This window comes from Acidomonas methanolica (assembly GCF_004346035.1).
Lineage (GTDB): Bacteria > Pseudomonadota > Alphaproteobacteria > Acetobacterales > Acetobacteraceae > Acidomonas > Acidomonas methanolica.
Window position 1 is genome coordinate 1 of sequence record NZ_SLZN01000014.1, and the last position, 21,577, is coordinate 21,577.

The following is a 21,577-nucleotide window of genomic DNA, read 5'->3' on the forward strand; positions in this document are numbered from 1 at the left end:
CCATGTTCGGAAGAGCAGGCTTCGAACTCCTCAGGGCGCGTGTCCTTCAGCCCGCATAATCAAAAAACATCATCACGAAAAGTGCGGAAGAACCCGTTTTCCTCATAATCCAAAACGACGGCGGCATGCGGCTGGACGCCCGCAGTACCCTGTCCGGACTGGCCGGAAGGCGCTACGGGGTAGGCGCCCATTTCCTGACTTTTCGCATCCGGCGCGGTGTTTTGCCCAGCGTCCGCCGCCTCGTCCGTTATCGCCGCGGCGATGCTGGCAAGGATGGCCGCGTTCGCCGGCGTCGTCATGATCGCCGTATCGGATGACAGGAACCGCATGCCGGGCATCGCCGTCCCGCCTGTGCCCGGGACGGGCGGCATCGTCATGGTCGCGGCAGAGGCTGCCGGCGTGAACAGCGCCATCAAAGTCCGCAGATCGGTGGAGTGGGCCTGATAATCGTATTCGGCATGGCGTGGCGTCACCGATGTTCCACTGCCACCCGCGAGAAGCGCCAAGTAGGGGTCGGACGACGGGGATGAGGAAGACGACGCGACGAGGCCGGAGAGGTGCGTCTGGGTGCCGGGCACTGGGGGCAGGAGGTGTGTGCCGGCGGAGTCAGGCGCCAGGCCTGCTGGAACAAGTATCGTCGGGTCGGGCACTATGACTTATCCTTGCGAAGCGTATCACAACGTAAGCAGGAATAAATTATCGTTTAGTTTTGTCAATCTACACCAGCCAGGACGGCCAATCCTTTTCCGCGGCTCTGTCACAGAATTTGGCCACGTGACGTGACGATGTGTATGGATGCTGCTGTTTATTGGACAGCATGCGTGAGTGGAATTGCGAGTCGATCGCGGCAACGCCCTGCGCCACACGCGACCCGCAATTTCGCCCAGACCCTCCCGCAGAAGCCGGCGCACCGCCTCCTTCTTTCGGCGACGCGACATCCGGCCGCCATGCCCAGGCCGTTTTGCCTCGATCTTCAGATCGTTCGTCATCCTGACATTTCCGCACATTCCTCACGTGCTTATCGGGAGTCTCAGAAGACCAGGAGGCCGGAGAGTGGGGAATACCTATAAGAGACATAAAATAAAACTGATATTACAATTCCGTACTATCGGATATGGATAACTCCCCAACAGGCATCATTGAATGAGAAATAATGGTGCCCAACCTGCTTCCGGAGTAGTACACATGACAAAAAAGAGAAAGGTCGTTGCATTTATACTATGCGGAACGATCCTTGGTTCGGTGAGCCCTCACGCGCTCGCAGATGGAATCGAAAAACCGAACCAGTTTTACTGGCCCACGAGCCTCGATCTGGGGCCACTCCGTTTTCATAATGTGGAGTCAAATCCTTATGGCGCCGACTACCAGCGCGAGTATCACAAGAAGTTTTCGACGCTGAACCTCGCCGAAGTCCGCGCGGATATCCTCAAGGTCATTACCACGTCGCAGGACTGGTGGCCGGCGGATTACGGCAATTATGGACCGTTCTTCATTCGTATGGCGTGGCATAACGCGGGAACCTATCGCACTCTCGATGGACGTGGCGGAGAGGAAGGCGCGCAACAGCGTTTCGCCGAGCTCAATAGCTGGCCCGACAACGCGAGTCTGGACAAGGCGCGGCGCCTGCTGTGGCCGGTGAAGCAGAAATATGGCGAAAAACTCTCATGGGGCGATCTGATCGTTCTGACGGGTGATGTCGCGCTGACCTCCATGGGGTTCAAGACGCTCGGCTTCGTGGGCGGACGCCCGGACGACTGGCAATCCGAACTGGTCTATTGGGGGCCAGGCACGACGTTTTTCCCGAGCAAGTCCGCCATTCAAGGCAAGTTCGATGCGCACGGCGAGGCGCACCTCGAAAAGCCGCTGGGCGCCACGAACAAGGGGCTGATCTACGTCAACCCCGAAGGGCCCGGCGGCGTTCCCGATCCGGCTGCGGCGGCCAAGATGATCCGCCTCGCATTCGGTCGCATGGCGATGGACGACGAAGAGACGGTCGCGCTGATCGCCGGCGGCCACACCTTCGGCAAGGCTCATGGCGCGGCCCCGTCAAGCTGCGTCGGCCCGGCGCCGGAAGCCGCCCCGGTCGAGCAGCAGGGTCTCGGCTGGAAGAACAACTGCGTCAAGAGCCCGTTGAAGGCGACGGACGCGATCACCAGCGGCCTCGAAGGCGCATGGTCGTCCGATCCGATCCACTTCACCAGTCAGTATCTCGTCAATCTGCTGGCTTATGACTGGGTCCAGACGAAGAGTCCGGCAGGGGCCACGCAGTGGGTGCCCAAGAATGCGGCGAACGTCGTTCCCGATGCGAGCGAACCGACCAACCGTGCAAAAATGCACCCGCTGATGATGTTCACCACCGATATCGCCCTAAAGACGGACCCCGCCTATCGCGCCATCATCGAGCGCTGGGCCAAGAACCCAAAAGAGTTCGCCGATGCGTTCGCGCGCGCCTGGTTCAAGCTCGTCGTGCGCGACATGGGGCCGCAATCGCGCTATTTCGGGTCTGAAATGCCGTCGCAGACGTTCCTCTGGCAGGATCCCCTGCCGAAGGCAGAATACGCGCAGATCAATCAGGCGGATATTGCGATCCTGAAGTCTGCCATCGCCGCGTCCGGCCTGTCGAACCGAGAGATGATCAAGACGGCATGGGCGGCCGCGGCCTCGCACCGCACGACGGACCATCGCGGCGGCGCCAATGGTGCCCGCGTCGCTCTGGAGCCTCAAGACAACTGGGCCGTGAACGATCCGGAGGAACTGAAGGGCGTTCTGGCCAAACTCAAAGCTGTGAAGGATCACTTCAACGCGGGCCAGCATGGCGGACGTCAGGTTTCCCTTGCCGATGTGATCGTTCTGGCAGGCAATGTCGGTCTCGAAGCGGCGGCACATCAGGCCGGTGTGACCATCCACGTTCCCTTTGCTCCGGGCCGCGTCGACGCGACGCAGGCGCAGACGGACGTCGCTTCCTTCGCCGTGCTTGAGCCGACCGCGGACGCGTTCCGTAACTACTACCGCAGCGTGCCGGACGAAAAGTCGCCGACTGAAGCGCTGGTCGATCGTGCCAGCACGCTCGATCTCACGATCCCGGAGATGACGGTTCTCCTCGGTGGCATGCGCTCGCTCGATGTCAATGCCGGTCACTCTCCGAACGGTGTTCTCACCAACCGTCCGGGCCAACTGACCAACGACTTCCTCGTCAATGTCCTGAGCATGGACACGCGCTGGGAGAAGGCGGCCGATCAGCAGGGTGTTTATGAGGGCTTCGACCGCAAGACCGGCGCGAAACGCTGGACGGCGACGGATGTCGATCTGGTGTTCGGCGCGAACTCCGAACTGCGCGCCACCGCCGAGGCCTATGCCTCCGCGGACTCGCAGCAGAAGTTCTACAGCGATTTCGTAAAGGCCTGGACCAAGGTCATGACGCTCGATCGCTTCGATCTTCAGCGCTGAGGCCGATCGCAATATCCCGTCGCCGTGCCGGCGACGGGATCACAGGAGTGTAGCCCTGCGCGCTTCAGAGCGTTTTGGGCGGTCGATCTGGAGACGATGGGAGCAGATACCATCGTCGAAGCCGCGTCGAGACGAAAATGCACGGTATCAAGCGTCTCGGGCAGCGTCTGACGGCACGGGATTTCGACCGTCAGATCGCCGAACTTCTCGTCCGTATCGCCATCCTCAATCGATTTACAACGCCCGGAACCCGCTCACACACGCCGTCAGGTAAATAATAGACAATCCCGGCGCTCAACACGCTCAATTAACGAATTGTGCAACAAAGCCGTGCCAGCACGCCGCAGAGTGCCGCAAGCCATATCGGTTTCCGGTGCGCCGCCGACGCGGCCGCCTGCACCGGAGAACATGAGAAAAACCGCAATATGAAAAGGACCGGTCCCGATTTGCGGCCTGAGCATGCGATCGTGCGTCCGAAAGACTGATCGACGTCGGCAGGAGGCGTTCCCTGTTCTTTTTTCCGCATGCTGCGGAAACGGGCACCACGCCGCGACGGAAAATGTGTTCATGACCGTGCAAGGAGGTAAGTCAGTGACGAAGAGGCCATCATGACACCTGTCTTTCGCGCTTCCCCACTCCTTGCCGTCACGCTGTTTGCCATACCGGCAGCGGCGCAATCGCTCCCCGGCTCCGCGACTGCCGCGCCCGCACAGGGCGTTACGAGCGCACAGTTTATCGCCCATCACGTGGATCATTTCATGGCGGCCGACAAGGACGGCGACGGGAAGGTCAGTCTTTCGGAACTGGAAGCGTCTGGTCGCGGCAAGCATAAGGTCGCTCGTCTGTTCCAGCAGATGGATGCCAATCACGACGGGTTTGTGGATCGGAACGAGGCGCAGGCCTATTTCGCACAGCGTTTTCAGCATCTCGACCGGAATGGCGACGGCGTTCTGGAACCGGACGAACGACATCCGGCAAAGGGCGCCAGTGCGCGTGCCGAACCGGCAACGGTCGGGCCCTGATCCTTTGCGCCCCAACATGGGCCATGCGGACGAAACCGCCTGATGGAGGTCCGAGATCCTGATGTGGAACTTCTCCGGCAGGTCGCTCAGGGGGACGAACGGGCAGCGCGGCGGCTTGTGGCTGCCAGGTTGCCGCGCGTCCTCGCCTTCGCAACACGGGTTCTGGGCGAACGGAGTGATGCCGAGGACGTCGCCCAGGAGGTCTTTCTCCGCGTCTGGCGCCATGCGGGCCGCTGGCGTGCCGGAACGGCGCGCTTCGACACCTGGTTGCACACGGTGACCCTCAACCTGTGCCGGGACCGGATCCGCCGGCGTCGTGAGACACTGATCGCGGAACCGCCCGATCTTCCCGATCCGACCCCGGACGCACAGGCCCGGATGGAGGCGGCGGCCGGCGCGCGGTCCGTCGCAACGGCGATAGCGTCTCTGCCGGAACGTCAAAAGCTGGCGATTATCCTCGTCCATTACCAGGAGATGTCCAATATCGAAGCCGCGACTATCATGTCTGTCAGCGTCGAGGCTCTGGAAAGCCTGCTTTCCCGCGGTCGACGTACCTTGCGACACAGTCTCACCGGGGAGGAAAGACGTCATGACTGAACCATTGTCTCTCGCACGTTTCGCCGAACTGGCGGAGACTTATGGCGCACTTGCCCGCTGGCCGCAGGCCGAGCGCGACGCCGGCCGGGAGATGGCCGACACGCCGGAAGCGGCGGCGTTTCTGGCACGGGCGGCGGCGCTCGACGACCTGCTCGATCAATGGGCGGTCGCGCCTCCGGACGCGTCTTTGCGCGAGGCGATCATGGCTGGCCATCTCCGCCCGCTGCGCCGTCGCATCCGGGTGTGGTGGTCGGCGGTCGGTCTGGCAAGCGCGCTGGCTGGGGCCGTGGCGGGCGTCCTCGTCGTGGAGGCCGATCCCGCAGGATATCACGCGACCGAGGACACCGCTTTTGGCAGTCTTGTCGTTCAGGAGAAGTAGATGATTTTTCGTTCGTCCCGGGTCGTCTGCGCCATTTCCATCCTGATCAATATTTTTCTGATCGTCGGGGTGATCGCAGGCGTCGCCACGCTGCACGCGGGGCGTGTCCGCCTGCGGGCGGGTGCGATGCATATCGCCGGTTCCGAATTGCCGAAAACCGAGCGGGATGCCTTCCACCGAACGCTCCGCATGGCGCGTCAGGATGCCTGGCCGCTTATCCGCGCCGACCGGCAGGCACGGCAGGAAACCGCCGATCTTTTGCAATCTCGCGACGTGGACCCGCGTGCCCTTGCGGCCGCCCTCGCCCGGCTGCGGACCGCAGACATGGCCTTGCGCGCCTTCATCGAGGATCGTGCAAGCGCCTTCATCGTCACCTTGCCGGCCGCCGATCGCGCCAGGGTCGCCGAGAACATGGAACGCAAAGGCGCCGCATCCTCGCCATGAACGCGCGACGGAAACGACGCGTCGACACGTCTAAACAACAGAGTTGTCGCATTGGATGCGATGGCGGAAACCATGGGAGGATCTTTATGAAGCAAAGCGGCATCGTGAGAGCAGCGTCCCTCGTTGCGATCATGGCGGGTGCGTTGGCGGGCTGCGCGCCGACGTCATATGCGGCGCAGGGATGCGGGATCGGGTGGCATCGCGGCCCGTATGGCAGATGTGATCCCAATCGCCCCCCGCCGCCAGTCGTGGTCGCCGCCCCGCCCGGGCCGCTGGTTGTCGCTCGGCCTCCACCGGCGATCGGGGTCTATTATCGTGGTCGCGGCTGGTGGGACGGCCATCGCTACTGGTGGCATCGCTATCGGTGGCACGGCGGCTGGCGTTACCGCTGATGTCGCAAGTCCTTTCCAAACCCGGTGCCTGAGCGAACCGCCCCTGGACTCGACCGTCTTTCAGGGGCGCTTCGGATCGGCCACCTTTACCCGAGGATATTTTTGTCGCGCCCATATGCGATCGACACTTTATTTAGCGGCAGCCGGAAAATAGCATCTTGCCATGAGCAATGGCATTAGCCTCGCCGAGGCCAGGGTGCTGATCGAAGCGTGGCGGGTGCCATTACAATACTGTGCGCCCTCACAGCAGTCTCGGTTACCACCCGCGGACCCCGGAGGCCGGCCATGGCAAAGAGGCAGTCATGCACTAACAATCAAGCCGCCCCCCCTGGCGGCCGCTCATCCGATCCGATCATCATGGTGATGGAATCACGAAACCTCCACTGACTGACGTTCCATCAGCCTCTGCGCGACCCCGGTAAGGGTTGCCCGCCTCGCTGCCTGTGAGAAGAGGGGCGCGCCAATCATGAGTTCGTCGGGCTGATGCTGTTTTATGAAAGAGGAAATGCCGGCCGCGACGACATCAGCCGTTCCTGTGAATGTATAGCGGAGGGTCCGATCAATGAGAGCTCGCTCCTGTTCATTCCATGAGACAGATCGCGGTGCCGGGAACTGTGTCGGACGTCCACGGCGCAATGCAATAAAATGCTGCTCGAGTGAGGTGGCTGCATGCTGCGCCTCAGCGGGCGTTTCTCCGATAACCGCATTGACGGCCAACATCGCATAAGGCTTCTGAAGACGTTCCGAAGGTTCAAAACGCTGGCGATAAAGCACAAGGGCGTCTTCCATCAGATCCGGTGCGAAATGACTGGCGAATGCAAACGGCAGGCCCATGATCGCCGCCAGATGCGCGGAAAACAGGGAGGACCCCAGTAGCCAGACCGGCACACTCAATCCGGCTCCCGGCACGGCAAAGACCGTCTGACCCGGTTGAGCCTCCTCGAAATAATGCAGGAGTTCGGCCACATCCTGCGGAAAACGATCGGCGGAGCCGGGATCACGCCTCAACGCCCGCATGGTCGCCTGATCTGAGCCGGGAGCACGTCCCAGTCCAAGATCGATCCGTCCGGGATAAAGGGACTCCAGTGTTCCGAACGATTCGGCGACGGCGAGCGGTGCGTGGTTGGGCAGCATGATGCCACCTGCCCCCACCCGAATGGTTTTCGTCGCCCCCGCAACATAACCGATAGCCACAGCGGTCGCTGCCGAAGCAATACCCGGCATTGCATGATGTTCAGCCAGCCAGAAACGGCGAAACCCCAGACTTTCTGCGTGCAGAGCAAGGTCCGCGCTGCGATGCAGCGCATCTGCAGCCGAACTGCCTTCATTGATGAACGCAAGATCGAGAATTGAAAGCGGAATCATGCGGGGCCCCTTTCCTGTTCGCCGGATTATTATGTGGGGTCGTCACCGCGCCATACCAGAGTGCCTATGAAAGCATAGAAAATCGCGAAGATTCGGCTTCAGGGCGTCGCACAAAGGCGTGTGCGCGCCACATTTTCAATGATCGGCTGCCCCTTTTCCATGTCACGGACAAAGAAAACGATCAGCACAGACAGTCAGAAAGCAAAACCCTCAGCCCCAAGATCAGCGGTTAAAGGACGACATGTCGTAGTTCCATCGCAAGGCGCTCGCCGACATACTCCCGATTACGCCGGGAGGTGGGAAACGCCCTGACGGCGGACAATCCGGTCAGCCAGCCCGCGCGCCAGCAACCTTGGTGCGCAGATCACGCAGTTCGTTGAAACGGGCTGTGACGTCGCGCAGGATGGCACCTATGCCTACGATCCCGCCATCCTGATCGTGCAGGATCAGGATGGTGAACTCGACCGATATGCGGCGGCCGTCGGATGTCATCGCGGGGACGGAAAGCATCTGATCTGCCGCATAACGACTTCTGCTGGTCTGAACCACCCGTTTCCATCCTTCCCAGTGCCGCGCCCGCAGTTTTTCAGGAATGATGATATCGAGTGATCGACCGATCGCCTGATCTTCCGCGAAACCGAAGATCCTTATCGCGCCGGGATTCCAGAACCGGATGATCCCTTCCGGATCGGCGGCGAGGATCGCATCGGCGCGTGTTCCAAGCAATGCCTGAGCGAGGCGTAAGGAAAAATCGACCGGTTGCGTCATGACAGGCCCTTCCGTTTATGGTCCGGAGCGGGTACGGGCGCGGAATCGCACAGAAAATCCCGAAGAACGAGCGCATGATTATGGAGAGGGTCGTGCGCCGCATAAAGAAGCGTGACCCTGCCGTTCCGTGCGAACTCCACAAGGCGGGCAATCTCGGCATTTCCGCTTGAAAGCTCCTGACGGTATCGCAGCCGGAACTCGTCCCAATGCGCCGGATCATGACCGAACCACTGACGCAGACCCGGGCTCGGGGCCACATCCTTCAGCCACAGATCCATCTTCATATCGGTTTTGCGCAGCCCGCGCGGCCAGAGCCGGTCCACCAGCACGCGCAGGCCGTCGTCGGGCGTGGCCGCATCATAGACACGCTTGAGCCTCACATCCGGAATGTCATGCTTCACCGTCATGATGCGCTCCCCGTCGCGCGGCTCGCGGCCCGCGCCTTCGCGCCGGGGACGAGCCGCCGCATCCAGCCCGGATAGACCGGCGCGAGCTTGACGAAGAAGTCCCACGCCATGATCAGCGCGCCGGCTGCGAAGACGACGTCGCCCGGCAACCGCATCCATTGCCAGAAGAGGGTCTTGTCGTAGAATGCGGCACTGCGGGCGTAAGCATAACCATGCTCGTAAACCGCGAGCAGTTGAGGCCAGCCGATCGGGAAGAAGTTCAGCACCGTCCACAGGACCAGCCCCGTGTTGTAGAGCCAGAACGCCCACAGGCCGGCGCGCTCGGAGAAGCGGGACTCTTCGGCATGAAGGTAACGCAGGCAGAAATAGATCAGGCCGATCGCCAGTTCCCCGAAAGCGCCGAAAAGGGACGAATGTGCATGATTGAGCGTCAGGAACGTACCGTGCTCATAATAGTTCACCAGCGGCGCATTCAGCAGACCGCCCCCATAGACGCCGGCTCCGACGAAGTTCCAGAACGCCGCGCCGATGACGTAGATGGTGCCGAGCCGGTAGCGGAAATCCTCGCGCCCCTTGATCATCCGATAGTGGCTGATTCCCTCCATGACGAGCAGTACGAGCGGAAGCACCTCAATGAAGGAAAACATCGTGCCGAACGGAATCCACAGGCTCGGCGCGCCCGCCCAGTAGAGATGATGCCCGGTGCCGATCACGCCGCCCAGAAAGATCAGGATGACTTCGAAATACATGCCCCGTTCGGCAAGACGGCGCGAGATCAGGCCCGTGGCCATCAACGTCCAGGCGGTCATCGCCGCGGCGAAGAATTCGAAGGACTGTTCCACCCAGAGGTGGACGACCCACCAGCGCCAGAAATCCGAAATCGTGAAGGATTTCTCGATGCCCGTCAGCGGAATCATGCCGCAGGCATACAGCACGGCGACATTGACGGTCGACGCCCAGATGAGATGTTCGAGCCGAATGTGACCGGACCAGAAATCACGCGCCGCGCGGGTCCATAGCGAAACCGATGGCCACAGAGCGCGCATGACGAGGACGCTCCACAGGGCCAGGCCCGCAAAGAAGCCGATCTGCCAGAAGCGGCCGAGCTGGATATAGGATCGCCCCTGATTTCCGAACCAGAACCAGTTCCCGTCGATCACACCCAGAACGCCGAGATAATTCCCCGCCAGACCGCACACCACCACAAAGACCGTCGTCCAGAACAACGCGTCCACGAGCCAGCCCTGACCTCTGGCCTCCTTTCCGCCGGCGATGACCGGCGCGAGGAACAGCGCCGCGCCGATCCACGACAGCCCGATCCAGACGATCGGCGCCTGAATATGGAGATCGCGCATGACATTGAACGGAACGTAGCGATTGATGTCGAACCCGTAGAAACTCGTCCGATCGTAATACAGATGCGCCATGATGGAGCCGACGAGGATCTGTACCAGCAGGAGCACCGCAACCAGAAGGAAATACTTCCAGACTTTCTTCTGACTCGGCGTCAGCGGATGAACGACGAGAAGCTCGGCATCCCTCACCTCCGTATCCGCGTCGTCAAGCCAAAATTCATAGATGAACAGCACCACGCCGAAAGCCAGGAAGACGAAGCCGAAGCTGGCCCATGTCCAGATGAAGGTCTCGCCCGTCGGCGCGTTACCCACCAATGGTTCGTAAGGCCAGTTCTGCGTCCATGAATACTCTGTGCCGGGGCGCCAGGCGACCGTCGTCAGGGCCGAATAGATCAAGAAATCGGCCGTCTTGTCCGCAAGCGCGGGCGAGAGGCTCTCCGCCGCGGTCCAGCCGACCTTGCGATCTGGATGGAGCAGACCGTTCGCGGTCGCCGCGCGGATGGATACGATCGCCGCCGCAAGCTCGTCCGGCACCGTCACCGTCGGCGCGGTCAGATCGAGATGATGAAGGTCGCTGCGCATTTTCGCCGTGATGGCGTCCTGCCGTTCCGCAGGAAGGCTTGCGAACGCCGCGTGGTCGCTCGCGCTCGCAATGTTGTCGCGCGTGGCGAGCGCCAGCCGCTTCATGATCGAGGCGGTGTAATCCTCGCCATAATAGGAGCCCATGCCGTAGAGGCTGCCATAATCCATCAGGTCGGCTTTCTGGAAGCCACTCTCGCCCGAAACGATATCCGCGTCCGTCATGAGAACGACGCCCTCGGCCGAGACGAACGTCCCCGGCTGGGGAGGCGCGCCCCTGTAGGTCGCTGCCGTGGTCCAGATGAGAAGCGCTGCGGTGAGAACGCCGGTCGCGAGAAGAATCCATTTCAGGACGGTACTGATCGGATCCGCGGCCGGCCTGACGATGGAGGATGAGTCCGACATCGCACGAAGCTCCAGATATGGTCGTGCGAGGGAGTGCGATCCCTCGCACGGTGAGTGCCAAAAAAGAGTCAGGCGGCGGAAAGAACGAGAGCGGGATCGGAGGCGGACCCGAAGAACTCGTAGCGGATCTGCTCAGGCGCCAGTTTCTCGGCCCTCAGCGCGTCGACCATATCCCTCATGAAGGAATCCGGCCCGCAGACGTAATAAGTGGCGGAACGGTCGAGGTTCTCCGTCACCCAGGCGGCCGTGACCCGCCCCGCATGCGCGGCCACGCCGCGACGCCCAACGGGAGCATTCTCTTTCGCATAGAAGAAATCCGCCGTCAGAACGCCCCGGTCGACGAGCGCCTCGATTTCCGGGCGGAAAGCCGCCAGCGCCGTGGTATCCGCCCCGTGAACGTAGCGAATCTTGCGGCTCGAAGATGTCTGGGCGAGTGCGCCAAGCATCGATATCACCGGCGTGAGACCGACGCCGGCGGTCAGGAAGACGACAGGCAATTCACTCGACTCATCAAGGAAAAAATCTCCGGCGGGATTGGCGACCTGGAGTTGGTCTCCCACTTTGACGGTGTCATGCAACCACGTCGAGACAACGCCGTCGTCCTGCCGCCGCACGCTGATGCGATAGTGATCCGCGCCGGGCGCTGAGGAGATGCTGTAGTTCCGGCGCTGGGAGCCGTGACCGGGAACATCCAGCTTGAAGCTGAGATACTGCCCGGCCTTGTGGCGGAAGAGAGCGCCGCCATCGACGGGAGCCAGCTCGAAGGAGGCGATTGTCGACGTCTCGTTATGACGGGAGCGGACGCGGAAAGCGCGCCAGCCGGCCCAGCCGCCCGGTGCGTCTTCATGCTCCTCGTAAATCTGCTTCTCGCGACCGATGAGGATATCCGCCAGGAACCAATAGGCTTTGCCCCATGCCTCGGCGATCTCCGGCGTCGCGGCATCCCCGAGGACGTGGCCGATCGCGCCGAGCAACGCCTCGGCCACGTAGGGATAATGCTCGGGCAGGATATTGAGGCCGACATGCTTCTCGGCGATCCGCTCGACCATGCCGCCGAGCGCGCCGAGATCGTTGATATGCTCGGCATAGCACAGCACGGCCAGCGCCAGCGCCTTGGGCTGCTCGCCATCCTGCTGATGGGAGAGGTTGAACAGGTCGCGGATGGCCGGAGTGGAGAGCAGGCGCTTGTACATTTCCGTCGTAATCGCCGTTCCGTGCGCCTTCAGCGCGGGGACGGTCGCGGAGATGATCGCGCGTGTCCTGTCGTCGAGAGGGGCGGACATCGAGTCCTCCTTTAAGGTTTACGTTCCGCACATCTTTTCGAACGTATTGGAAAACCTGTCAAGATGGTGCATCTTTAACGGGCCATGAAACTGACGTTGCAAACCGACTATGCCCTGCGCGCGTTGATCTATCTGGGCGTCCGGACCGAACGACTCTGCTCCATTCGCGAAATCGCCGGGGCGTACGGGATATCCGAGGCGCATATGGTCAAGGTCGTCCATAAACTGGGCCAGGGAGGCTTTGCTGAAACCCTGCGCGGCCGTAACGGCGGGCTGCGGCTGGGACGTGCGGCAGACGAAATCGTGATCGGCGACGTCGTGTGCTATTTCGAAGAAAACATGGCTCTGCTCGCATGCATGGAAAACGGCGCGGCGGCGACCCTCTGCAAGCTGATGCCCGCCTGCCGCCTGCAGAACGTCCTGATTCAGGCGAGACGGGCGATGATGGCGGTTCTAAACGACCATACCTTGGCGGACGTGATTACGGCATTTGAAATCAATCGATTGACGAAAGATGAAAACTCTCAATCGTTCACTCTTACCGGTCGGTAAGTGAGTGTGATCGGAAGTGTAGAATCCGGCCGCAACCGCCCGGCATAGCGCCGGGAGACGAGCTTCCGGCAGAAAGCACGCAGTTGTCCCCGGTTTCGAAATGCTTGAAAACCGTGCGCTTTTTGAGCGTCCAATACCAACGCTTGATCTTCCCCAGCGTCTGGAGACCGCTCGCTTGTCCAATTTTCAAAGGGCGGCTTTTTCTACAAAAATGAACATATTTTTTGGTTCTACAGATTTTTTGAATGTTTTCCCGCCCGCCTGATTGCTTTCCGAGGCACACTGGCCTTGGGGCGCGGATCGAATGAGGAGACCCTCCGAGTTTCCTGATCCAATTCGCAAGAAACAGACTGCTTTCCCAGCCCGACGTCAGTCTTGGAAGGGAGTGCGTGCCACCAAATGATGCGTCTGAAAGATATCAAAGTGATCAGGGGCATGACTCCCGTAGGCGAGCCGCTCGACATAGCCCCAGAAATTCGGCGTCCCCTCCCGGTCCGTCGCCTTGTAACTCCAGATCGTCCAGCTCAGACGGGTGGCGTCGAGGCAGGTCGTGCAGAGGACGGCAAGCACGAGGCTTCCGGTTCGGAACCTGGACATTCGATGGCCTCAGTGGCAGTGCGAGAGACGGAAACGCCTTGTCGATTCCAAACGCGACATTTTTAAGGTGCGTCCGGCGACCGCTCCGCGAAAGCAGACGTGCCACGTGCGTCTTCGTCCCGGACATCTGGTGTTGCGTTTGATTGGCTGCAAAACCGGCAGCGAGCCGGCCCGCTCCTACGACACACTCATTCGACTGGTCAAATCACGCGTTTTCTGTTATTACTATGATATAGTCGAAACCAAATCGGCTTAACCCACCGCTTTTCACAATTTAAGCTCGCATCCATTCCGACCCCATGTCGGGCGTCGGCCCACTATACGACACGCAAAGCTCGCCCTCACCGGCGGGCTTTTTTTGTGTCCGCGTCACAGGATAGTCCATGTCCGAAACGGATCAGCATCCCGCCCTCACCTTCGTCATGAGCGCACATCACCTGCTCAGCGTCGTCAGGCGTCATTTCCCCAGTCAGGAGACCGTCATCCGCCTCGACGGGCTCGCGCGAACCGGCTTCGGAGCGGCCGAAATGGCCGGGGGCACCGCGCTGCTCGCCGATCCGGACCCGATCCTCAGCAAGATCGGCGGGGCCGCGCTCGTCGCACACGGGATGGACATGATCGCCTCAGGAAACCGCGCCTGGAACACCGGCCAGGCTTCGCCGACGATGACCGAGCGGGCGGCACGCGCCGCCGCTCTCATGGCCCATGCCTCACCGATCGTGGCCGACATGGCGGGGGCGACCGCCGATGCGATCGTCCCCATCGGCATCCTTCACATGGTCGGGGCGTTCGCGGCGACGCGCGCCATCCGGGTCGCCTCGGCCGATGCGCATCATCTCATCTTCGAGCACAGCGACATCCACCCGGAGCATTTCCACCAGCCTGCCCCGGCGTTCGGGCAGCCGGCCAACAGGAACCTGATCTTGCCACATCGGCAGAGCCGCCTGAACCTCGCCGATCATGAGGCGCCTCCCCATAACCGCAAAGCAGGCGGCCACGTCCTGCAGAAACATGTCACCCCGACCGAGGAGTATATCGAACGACGCTTCACGAAAGGGAAGCAACCCCTCGTATCTTTCTTCACTTCGAAACACGAGGCCGAGCGAGTCATCCATCAGGTTTTGCAGGATAATGCCCATCTGATCGATCGCTGGCTCGAAACGGCCGAAAAAGAGGTAAAATTCAATATTACGACTCATATTTCAGGACGCGGGACTGTCGTCATCCAGCAAGCCGATCGGGTAAGAAAGGAAGCGCGGCGAGTTGAGGTCACAATCAGGAACACTGAACATAACGGAATGATCTACCATGTTTTCACCGTCAAACTTTTCCCACGATGACATCCGGAACGAGTTTCCGAGGCTGTCTGATTTAGGGGCCGGCCCTTTAGGCGAGGACGCCGACATGTACGGCGACACACTGGACGAGGCCATTCAGGAGGGGGTGAACTGCCACGATCTCCAGTTCAACCTGCAAACGATCGAAGAACTACACAAGCTCCTGTCCTTCACCGACGAGGACATCGACCGGATCACCCGGACATGGGCTCTGAACTCGATCGACCCGACGGCTGATGTCGAGGAGCCTCCGAACTGGGGCCGGTATCCGACATACAGAGCGTTCTGGGAGGCGGTCCTGCGCGCCTTCGAAAACGACCCCGAAGTGCAGGAGCACAGGAGCGCCTGATCTCGGTCGCCCCTGTCACTGTCATCCGCCGCGATGAGCGATGTCGGTTATCAGGGTCACAATAAGGAACATTGAACATAACAGGATGATCTACCATGTTTTCGCCGTCAAATTTTTCCCACGATGACATCTGGAACGAGTTTCCCCGACTCACCAATCTGGGCGCCAGTTCCTTGGGCGAGGATGCCGACATGTGCGGCGACACGCTGGATGAAGCCATTCAGGACGGGCCAAGAGGGCGTAATATCGAATTCAAACAGCAGACAATTCAGGAACTACACAAGCTCCTGTCCTTCACCGACGAGGAGATCGACCGGATCACCCAGACATGGGTTCTGCTCTCGATCGACCCGACGGCTGATGTCGAGGAGCCTCCGAACTGGGGCCGATATCCGACGTACAGAGCGTTCTGGGAGGCGGTCCTGCGCGCCTTCGAAAACGACCCCGAAGTGCAGGAGCACAGGAGCGCCTGATCTCGGTCGCCCCTGTCACTGTCATCCGCCGCGATGAGCGATGTCGGTTATCAGGGTCACAATAAGGAACATTGAACATAACAGGATGATCTACCATGTTTTCGCCGTCAAATTTTTCCCACGATGACATCTGGAACGAGTTTCCCCGACTCACCAATCTGGGCGCCAGTTCCTTGGGCGAGGATGCCGACATGTGCGGCGACACGCTGGATGAAGCCATTCAGGACGGGCCAAGAGGGCGTAATATCGAATTCAAACAGCAGACAATTCAGGAACTACACAAGCTCCTGTCCTTCACCGACGAGGAGATTGACCGCCTCACTCAGACCGGAGTTCTGAACTCGATCGACCCGACGGCTGATGTCGAGGAGCCTCCGAACTGGGGCCGATATCCGACGTACAGAGCGTTCTGGGAGGCGGTCCTGCGCGCCTTCGAAAACGACCCCGAAGTGCAGGAGCACAGGAGCGCCTGATCTCGATCGCTTCTCCCGAACGGTTCGGACAGACAGGCACACGCATGGCGACAGGTTCCTGGCAATTCGGCCAGACGATCTGTGATCTCGGTTTTGCTGAAATGCCCGCGCTTGCTGGCGTAACCGAGCGGGAGTTCAGTCTCGATATGCATCAGCCCAATCGCTTTCGAGGCCAAAGCCGCTTGACAAGAACACATACCGGCACAAAACCGTATCACGTCCAGTGTTCGGCCTCGGCCATCCACTGCACAGCGTCTTCACCGGCTGCAATTTTGAGCGGTGCGCCCGGATCGGTGGCTGCCCGCCAGACCGCCGCCGCCACATCGACAGCATGGGTGATCGGACCACTTTCCTCGCGAAAGTTCGCGATCATGCCCTCGATCATCGGCTTGTAGTCGGCATTATCCAGGCCGCGCAGATGCGGCAGGGCGTTATTGCCGAAGCTCGTCTCGGGCGAGCGACCGGGAAGGACGATGTGCACACGCACGCCAAACGGCTCCATTTCGACGGCAAGACTCTCGGTGAGCGCGTTCACCGCCGCCTTGCTCGCCCGATAGACGCTGACCAGCGGCAGCGGCTTGAGGGTGACTGTCGACGTGACGTTGATGATCGTACCGCCGCGGCGTTCGCGGAATGCCGGCAAGACCGCCTGCATCATCGCCAGCGTGCCGAGCGTGTTGGTCTCGAACAATTCGCGCGCGGTGTCCGGCTCGATCAGTTCGACCGGCACGGCCGCGCCGAACCCCGCATTGTTGACCAGCACGTCGATATCGCCAATTTGCTCGACCGCTTTCCGGATACTGGCCGGATCGGTGACGTCGAGCGGCAGGACGGTCAGATGATCCGACACGGGCAGGATATCGGGCGTGGGCCGGCGCATCGTCGCGACGACCTTCCAGCCTTTCTCGAGGAACAGCTTCGCGGTCTCCAGACCGAAGCCCGAGGAACAGCCGGTGATGAGAACGGTAGGCATGAGCGCACTCCGATTTGGTTTGTGGTGATCCAGATATGGCCGTGAACCGCGAGACCATCTATGCTTGACCATCTCGAATTCATTGGCGATCGTCCTGTTATGACCGTTGACCCGCTTGCCGAGATCGTGACCCTGCTCCAGCCCTCGGCCAGCTACTCCAAGCTCGTCGAATATGCGGGGCGGTGGCGCCTCCATCGCAACGTCGAAGGCAAGCCGGTTTTTTTCGCGGTCCTGGAGGGCGAATGCCGAGTCGTGTCGTCCGGTCGACCGCCAGTCATCGTACGGAGCGGCGATTTCGTGCTGTCTCCTTCGACCAACGATCACGTCGTCGAGAGCATCGATGCGCCGCCCCGTGGAATCATCATGGTGCCGATGGAGATGGGCGAAGGACGTTTTCGGGTCGGGCCGCCCGACGAGCCGGTGACTCTCAGGATGCAGGTCGGTATTTGCAGCTTCGCTTCGCCTGACGCCGCGTTGCTCGTCTCCCTGTTGCCGACCATGATCGTCGCCAGTGGCGAACCGAGGCTCGCGCTTCTGCTGCAACTGGTGGCCGATGAGACGCGTCAGTCCCGGCCGGGGCGCGAGGTCGTTTTGGAACGTCTTCTCGAGGTGCTGCTCATCGAGGCCCTTCGGTGCGGCGCCGACGTCATGTCGATTCCGAGCCTCTCCCGGGGGCTGGCGGATGATCGTCTGGTCTCGGCCTTGCGGTCCATGCATGCGCGTCCGGCGCATGGCTGGACCGTCGTCGAGCTTGCCGCCGCTGCCGGAATGTCGCGTTCGGCATTCTTCGCGCGCTTCACGCGCGTCGTGGGACATCCGCCGATGGAATATCTGCTGTCATGGCGCATGGCGCTCGCCAAGCGGCGGCTGCGCACACGCGAGTCGGCGATCGAACATATCGCCGCGCAGGTCGGCTATGGCTCGGCGAGCACGTTCAGCACCGCCTTTGCCCGTCACGTCGGCATGTCGCCAACGCGGTACATTCGGGCGGTTGGGGATGCTGAATGACGGCCGTCATGTCCCGTGTCCAGGATACTGGAGAATTCCGAGGCTCCGAAACTGCCTCCATGGCTGGAAACGCGCTATGATCCACGGATCATGATCAAACGACTTATAACGTCCGTTGACGTCGCACGGCATGCGGGCGTCTCGCAATCGGCGGTATCACGCGCCTTCTCCTCGAACGCCAGTATTTCTCCGGCAACGCGCGCCAAGGTTTTCGAGGCCGCCGCAGCACTCAACTATCGTCCCAACCGCATTCCCGCCATCATGCTTTCGGGTCGCTCCGGCATGATCGGTGTCGTCGTCGGTGGATTGTCCAATCCTTTTTATGCGCTTGCTCTCGAGCATCTTACCATATCATTGCGCGATGCCGGCTTTCAGATCATGCTCGTTCATGTCGACGACGCCCTGACGTTCGACACAGCGTTAGATCAGTTGGCCAGCTACCGCGTGGATGCCGTGATTACTGCCCTGGCCGTTGGCACACGTGAGACCGCCCGTTCTCTGACTGAGCTCAATATTCCGGCAATTTGCTTCAATTCTCGAATCATAGGGCCCGGTATTTCCACCATCCTGTCGAACAACTACGCGTCCGGCTCTCTTGCGGCGCACATCATGCAGGAACAGGGTGTCGCTCGACCCGTATGGTTGGCCGGGCCGACCCGAAATGCGGCGTCACGGGAGCGGCGGCGGGGCTTCCTCGAAGCGTTTTCCGCCCGTCAGGGGACAGGAAAAATCGTCACCGAATTGCAGGGCGACGACACGTACGAAAGCGGCTTCACCGCCATTCGTGAATACCTCAGGCAAGATCATCGGCCCGACGGATTATTCTGCAGCAATGACCTCATGGCATGTGGTGCCTTGGACGCCCTGCGCGATCATGGCGTTTTTTCCTGTCCGGAAGACGTGATGGTGATCGGATATGATAATATCCCGCAAGGGGCATGGCATGCCTATCAACTGACAACTTTCAGTCAGAACCTTGCGGCACTGGTCGAGGCCGCAACTGAAATCCTGGCGAAAATCTTCTCCGCGCCTGCCGCCCGGATCTCGCAGCGGCGCGTCATTGAGGCCGACCTGATCGTTCGTCGCAGCACGAAGCGGACTGCGCCCACCTCCTGACTTGCCGGAATTTACAGCAAAAACTTGACAGATGACGCGTTTGCATAGCTATGCAAACATCTGCCGGGCAAACCACCCCTCAGGAGCGACAGTATGACGAACCGCAATTTCCGCGCCATTCTGACCGGATCATTCTCCAGCCCATGTGCCGACAATCCCACCGTGGCCATGATGGAGGCCGCGTATGCGCATGATGGCATCGACGCGCGTTATATCAATTGCGAGGTCACGCCGGACAACCTCGGGGCGGCGGTTAAAGGCGCGCTCGCCATGGGGTGGATCGGCTTCAACTGCTCGCTGCCTCATAAGGTCGCCGTCATGGCACATCTGGACGAGATCGCGGAAGCGGCCAAGATCATCGGTGCGGTGAACTGCGTCCGTATCCGCGACAAGCGGCTCATCGGCGATAATACGGATGGCAAGGGCTTTCTCGCTTCCCTCAGGACGGTGACGGACCCTGCGGGGAAGAAGGTGCTCCTGCTCGGCGCCGGGGGCGCGGCACGTGCTATTGCGGTGGAGCTGGGCCTTTCCGGCGCAAAGAGTATGACGATCGCCAATCGGAAGCCGGAAAAGGCAGAAGCCATCGCGGATCTGATCCGCAAGAATACGGAATGCGGGGCGGAGGCTGTTGTCTGGACGGGTGACATTCGCGTGCCCGAGGGCGTGGACATCGTCATCAACGCCACGTCGATCGGGTTGGGAGACAAAGACGCGCTGCCCCCCATCGAGCTGACCTCACTGACGGAAAAAATGATCGTCGCCGACGTTATTCCCAACCCGCCGATGACCAGACTGCTGACAGAAGCCAAATCGCGCGGCGGCACGACGCTCGACGGTCTTGGCATGCTGGTCAATCAGGGATTGATCGGCGCGGAGCTATGGTTCGGACGCAAGTTCTCGGCGGCCGTCATGGAGCGCACTCTGGAAGATATCTTCGGGGCCGCCGACTGAAAGGTCGTTCTTGAACCGGCATGATGAGACGGGCCTATGTCAGATGGGCGTGTCCATCGGGTCCGTGTCAAGCCAGAAGGAAAACGCGTCATGTCCTCAGCCGCCCATGTGTCTCAGGAACACGCTCGACGTCGCAACCTTATGCGGTCCCGGGTGTCCGAATTGCTGCCGGGGTTTTCGCATCTTGAAGATCGGCGAAAGGAGGCGGCTTCCAGCGCGGTATGGCCATGGGCGCCGACCGTGTTGACCCCGTCCGGAAGCGCCCTGGCATCGGCCAGCGCGCCGCGCACGGAACCGAGCAGGACCGCGTCGATGAACTGCCGTTGTGGACCCTCGGGGAAAGCAAGCCGAAAATGGCGGGAATCCGGCACATCCTCGTCATCGCTCTCTTGTGCATGCGCGCCCGCCGCCATCAGACAGAGAACGAGGACCGCCAGCACGATTCGGCGCAGCCTCCGGGCGATCTTCCAGTCTGTCATCGGGGCGGCCAGCGCCCGGCTTTTCGCGCTTCGAGAACCTGCTGGGGCGAAGGCGGCGGCCAGGGGAAACCTCGGCGCCGCAGGAGTGCGACCGTGCGGTCGAGCGCCTCGCGTTCGGGAGGCGGTTGAATGGCGGCGATCCGGGGCTCCAGATAGGTTTGTGCAGCATAACCCAAATTGTCTCCGAATCGATCGGTGACCCACGGATCGCCACCGTGGTGCAGCATCCACTCGACGATCGACCACCCGCCGGTGTCAGCCGCGTCAAGCAGAGGTGCCGGATAGCCGCCATGTCCATGATTCATGTCTGCGTGAAGAGCCGCGAGTGCCTCGACTGCGGCGAGATTTCCGTGCCGGGCCATGAGCCACATCAACGTAGCGCCATAGCTTGAGCCATCCACGTTCGCTCCAGCTTTCACGAGCACATTGACGGTGGCGATCCCGACGTCGGTGTCTTTCCGCGTGAACGCCAGCCCGATAGGGGCCCTGTCGGGAGCCCCGTCAGGCTTGGCACCTGCTGCGAGAAGGGCCGTGACCATCTTCAGATCGCCGCGATAGGAGGCGGCTTCCAGCGCGGTATGGCCATGGGCGCCGACCGTGTTGACCCCGTCCGGAAGCGCCCTGGCATCGGCCAGCGCGCCGCGCACGGAACCGAGCAGGACCGCGTCGATGAACTGCCGTTGTGGACCCTCGGGGAAAGCAAGTCGAAAATGGCGGGAATCCGGCGCATCCTCGTCATCCTCCTGCGCGTACGCACCCACCGTCGCCAGGAAAACAATCATGACCGCCGCCAGAAGTCGGAACAGTAGCCCGGCCATCCGCCCGC

The 21,577-nt window shown here is 61.1% G+C and carries 24 protein-coding genes and 2 pseudogenes; 16 read left to right on the forward strand and 10 right to left on the reverse strand.

Features of this window, described 5'->3' with window-relative positions:
• Positions 1 to 59: 59 nt before the first annotated feature.
• On the reverse strand, positions 60 to 650 hold the full coding sequence (locus EDC31_RS10780; RefSeq protein ID WP_132127041.1) for a hypothetical protein: 591 nt from the start codon (positions 648 to 650) through the stop codon (positions 60 to 62).
• Positions 651 to 1,185: 535 nt separating this feature from the next.
• On the opposite strand from EDC31_RS10780, the gene katG reads away from it, so the two are divergent.
• From katG to EDC31_RS17715, 8 genes and pseudogenes are all read left to right on the forward strand, one after another.
• Positions 1,186 to 3,447 (forward strand): catalase/peroxidase HPI, encoded by a 2,262-nt coding sequence (gene katG / locus EDC31_RS10785; protein ID WP_042061437.1) that lies wholly within the window; start codon positions 1,186 to 1,188, stop codon positions 3,445 to 3,447.
• Positions 3,448 to 3,490: 43 nt separating this feature from the next.
• Positions 3,491 to 3,725 (forward strand): annotated as a pseudogene (locus EDC31_RS10790) (IS5/IS1182 family transposase); the annotation flags it as partial.
• A gap of 330 nt (positions 3,726 to 4,055) precedes the next feature.
• Entirely contained in the window at positions 4,056 to 4,469 is a 414-nt protein-coding gene (locus EDC31_RS10795; protein WP_042061438.1) for an EF-hand domain-containing protein, read from the forward strand.
• 42 nt (positions 4,470 to 4,511) lie between these two features.
• Positions 4,512 to 5,066, forward strand: coding sequence for an RNA polymerase sigma factor (locus EDC31_RS10800; RefSeq protein ID WP_042061439.1), 555 nt, complete (start codon positions 4,512 to 4,514; stop codon positions 5,064 to 5,066).
• A complete protein-coding gene (locus EDC31_RS10805; RefSeq protein WP_132127042.1) occupies positions 5,059 to 5,445 on the forward strand; it encodes a hypothetical protein in 387 nt (128 codons plus the stop codon). Before EDC31_RS10800 ends, EDC31_RS10805 begins: the two co-directional genes overlap by 8 nt.
• A complete protein-coding gene (locus EDC31_RS10810; protein ID WP_042061442.1) occupies positions 5,446 to 5,889 on the forward strand; it encodes a periplasmic heavy metal sensor in 444 nt (147 codons plus the stop codon).
• A 104-nt stretch (positions 5,890 to 5,993) separates the two neighbouring features.
• On the forward strand, positions 5,994 to 6,281 hold the full coding sequence (locus tag EDC31_RS10815) for a GCG_CRPN prefix-to-repeats domain-containing protein (RefSeq protein WP_207912122.1): 288 nt from the start codon (positions 5,994 to 5,996) through the stop codon (positions 6,279 to 6,281).
• Positions 6,282 to 6,459: 178 nt separating this feature from the next.
• Positions 6,460 to 6,592, forward strand: a pseudogene (locus tag EDC31_RS17715) (integrase core domain-containing protein); the annotation flags it as partial.
• Between the two features lie 58 nt (positions 6,593 to 6,650).
• Here EDC31_RS17715 and EDC31_RS10820 read toward each other — a convergent pair.
• The 5 genes from EDC31_RS10820 to hmpA all read right to left on the reverse strand — a co-directional run bounded on the left by EDC31_RS10820 (position 6,651) and on the right by hmpA (position 12,443).
• Positions 6,651 to 7,646: an LLM class flavin-dependent oxidoreductase gene (locus EDC31_RS10820; RefSeq protein WP_042061444.1), complete on the reverse strand. Its 996-nt coding sequence runs from the start codon at positions 7,644 to 7,646 to the stop codon at positions 6,651 to 6,653.
• A 327-nt stretch (positions 7,647 to 7,973) separates the two neighbouring features.
• Positions 7,974 to 8,414: a PAS domain-containing protein gene (locus EDC31_RS10825; RefSeq protein WP_042061446.1), complete on the reverse strand. Its 441-nt coding sequence runs from the start codon at positions 8,412 to 8,414 to the stop codon at positions 7,974 to 7,976.
• On the reverse strand, positions 8,411 to 8,821 hold the full coding sequence (locus EDC31_RS10830) for a DUF488 domain-containing protein (protein ID WP_042061448.1): 411 nt from the start codon (positions 8,819 to 8,821) through the stop codon (positions 8,411 to 8,413). The genes EDC31_RS10825 and EDC31_RS10830 overlap by 4 nt, the downstream gene beginning before the upstream one ends.
• On the reverse strand, positions 8,818 to 11,160 hold the full coding sequence (locus EDC31_RS10835; protein ID WP_042061450.1) for a nitric-oxide reductase large subunit: 2,343 nt from the start codon (positions 11,158 to 11,160) through the stop codon (positions 8,818 to 8,820). Before EDC31_RS10835 ends, EDC31_RS10830 begins: the two co-directional genes overlap by 4 nt.
• Positions 11,161 to 11,228: 68 nt before the next feature.
• Positions 11,229 to 12,443, reverse strand: a complete 1,215-nt coding sequence (gene hmpA, locus EDC31_RS10840; RefSeq protein WP_042061452.1) for an NO-inducible flavohemoprotein — start codon at positions 12,441 to 12,443, stop codon at positions 11,229 to 11,231.
• An 84-nt stretch (positions 12,444 to 12,527) separates the two neighbouring features.
• Here hmpA and EDC31_RS10845 point away from each other — a divergent pair, with 84 nt between their 5' ends.
• Positions 12,528 to 12,995, forward strand: a complete 468-nt coding sequence (locus EDC31_RS10845) for an Rrf2 family transcriptional regulator (protein ID WP_042061454.1) — start codon at positions 12,528 to 12,530, stop codon at positions 12,993 to 12,995.
• A gap of 369 nt (positions 12,996 to 13,364) precedes the next feature.
• Here the strand turns inward: EDC31_RS10845 and EDC31_RS10850 are convergent, their stop codons facing one another.
• The gene (locus EDC31_RS10850) at positions 13,365 to 13,592 is read right to left on the reverse strand and encodes a hypothetical protein (protein WP_042061456.1); all 228 of its coding nucleotides are present in this window, start codon (positions 13,590 to 13,592) and stop codon (positions 13,365 to 13,367) included.
• Positions 13,593 to 13,975: 383 nt separating this feature from the next.
• Between EDC31_RS10850 and EDC31_RS10860 the strand changes: the two genes are divergently transcribed.
• From EDC31_RS10860 to EDC31_RS10875, 4 genes are all read left to right on the forward strand, one after another.
• Positions 13,976 to 14,932: an RNase A-like domain-containing protein gene (locus EDC31_RS10860; protein WP_042061458.1), complete on the forward strand. Its 957-nt coding sequence runs from the start codon at positions 13,976 to 13,978 to the stop codon at positions 14,930 to 14,932.
• Positions 14,901 to 15,278 (forward strand): hypothetical protein, encoded by a 378-nt coding sequence (locus EDC31_RS10865; RefSeq protein ID WP_132127043.1) that lies wholly within the window; start codon positions 14,901 to 14,903, stop codon positions 15,276 to 15,278. The genes EDC31_RS10860 and EDC31_RS10865 overlap by 32 nt, the downstream gene beginning before the upstream one ends.
• A 95-nt stretch (positions 15,279 to 15,373) precedes the next feature.
• Positions 15,374 to 15,751, forward strand: coding sequence for a hypothetical protein (locus EDC31_RS10870; protein WP_132127044.1), 378 nt, complete (start codon positions 15,374 to 15,376; stop codon positions 15,749 to 15,751).
• 95 nt (positions 15,752 to 15,846) lie between these two features.
• Positions 15,847 to 16,224, forward strand: coding sequence for a hypothetical protein (locus EDC31_RS10875; RefSeq protein ID WP_132127045.1), 378 nt, complete (start codon positions 15,847 to 15,849; stop codon positions 16,222 to 16,224).
• A 214-nt stretch (positions 16,225 to 16,438) separates the two neighbouring features.
• Here the strand turns inward: EDC31_RS10875 and EDC31_RS10880 are convergent, their stop codons facing one another.
• On the reverse strand, positions 16,439 to 17,197 hold the full coding sequence (locus tag EDC31_RS10880) for an SDR family oxidoreductase (protein ID WP_042057709.1): 759 nt from the start codon (positions 17,195 to 17,197) through the stop codon (positions 16,439 to 16,441).
• Between the two features lie 99 nt (positions 17,198 to 17,296).
• Here EDC31_RS10880 and EDC31_RS10885 point away from each other — a divergent pair, with 99 nt between their 5' ends.
• The 3 genes from EDC31_RS10885 to aroE all read left to right on the forward strand — a co-directional run bounded on the left by EDC31_RS10885 (position 17,297) and on the right by aroE (position 20,272).
• Positions 17,297 to 18,205: an AraC family transcriptional regulator gene (locus tag EDC31_RS10885; RefSeq protein WP_042057712.1), complete on the forward strand. Its 909-nt coding sequence runs from the start codon at positions 17,297 to 17,299 to the stop codon at positions 18,203 to 18,205.
• A gap of 90 nt (positions 18,206 to 18,295) precedes the next feature.
• The gene (locus tag EDC31_RS10890) at positions 18,296 to 19,321 is read left to right on the forward strand and encodes a LacI family DNA-binding transcriptional regulator (protein WP_042057710.1); all 1,026 of its coding nucleotides are present in this window, start codon (positions 18,296 to 18,298) and stop codon (positions 19,319 to 19,321) included.
• A gap of 93 nt (positions 19,322 to 19,414) precedes the next feature.
• Positions 19,415 to 20,272: a shikimate dehydrogenase gene (gene aroE / locus EDC31_RS10895; protein WP_042057706.1), complete on the forward strand. Its 858-nt coding sequence runs from the start codon at positions 19,415 to 19,417 to the stop codon at positions 20,270 to 20,272.
• A gap of 113 nt (positions 20,273 to 20,385) precedes the next feature.
• Here the strand turns inward: aroE and EDC31_RS10900 are convergent, their stop codons facing one another.
• Entirely contained in the window at positions 20,386 to 20,751 is a 366-nt protein-coding gene (locus EDC31_RS10900; RefSeq protein WP_132127046.1) for a hypothetical protein, read from the reverse strand.
• Positions 20,748 to 21,569 (reverse strand): ankyrin repeat domain-containing protein, encoded by an 822-nt coding sequence (locus EDC31_RS10905; RefSeq protein WP_132127047.1) that lies wholly within the window; start codon positions 21,567 to 21,569, stop codon positions 20,748 to 20,750. Before EDC31_RS10905 ends, EDC31_RS10900 begins: the two co-directional genes overlap by 4 nt.
• Between the last annotated feature and the right edge of the window lie 8 nt (positions 21,570 to 21,577).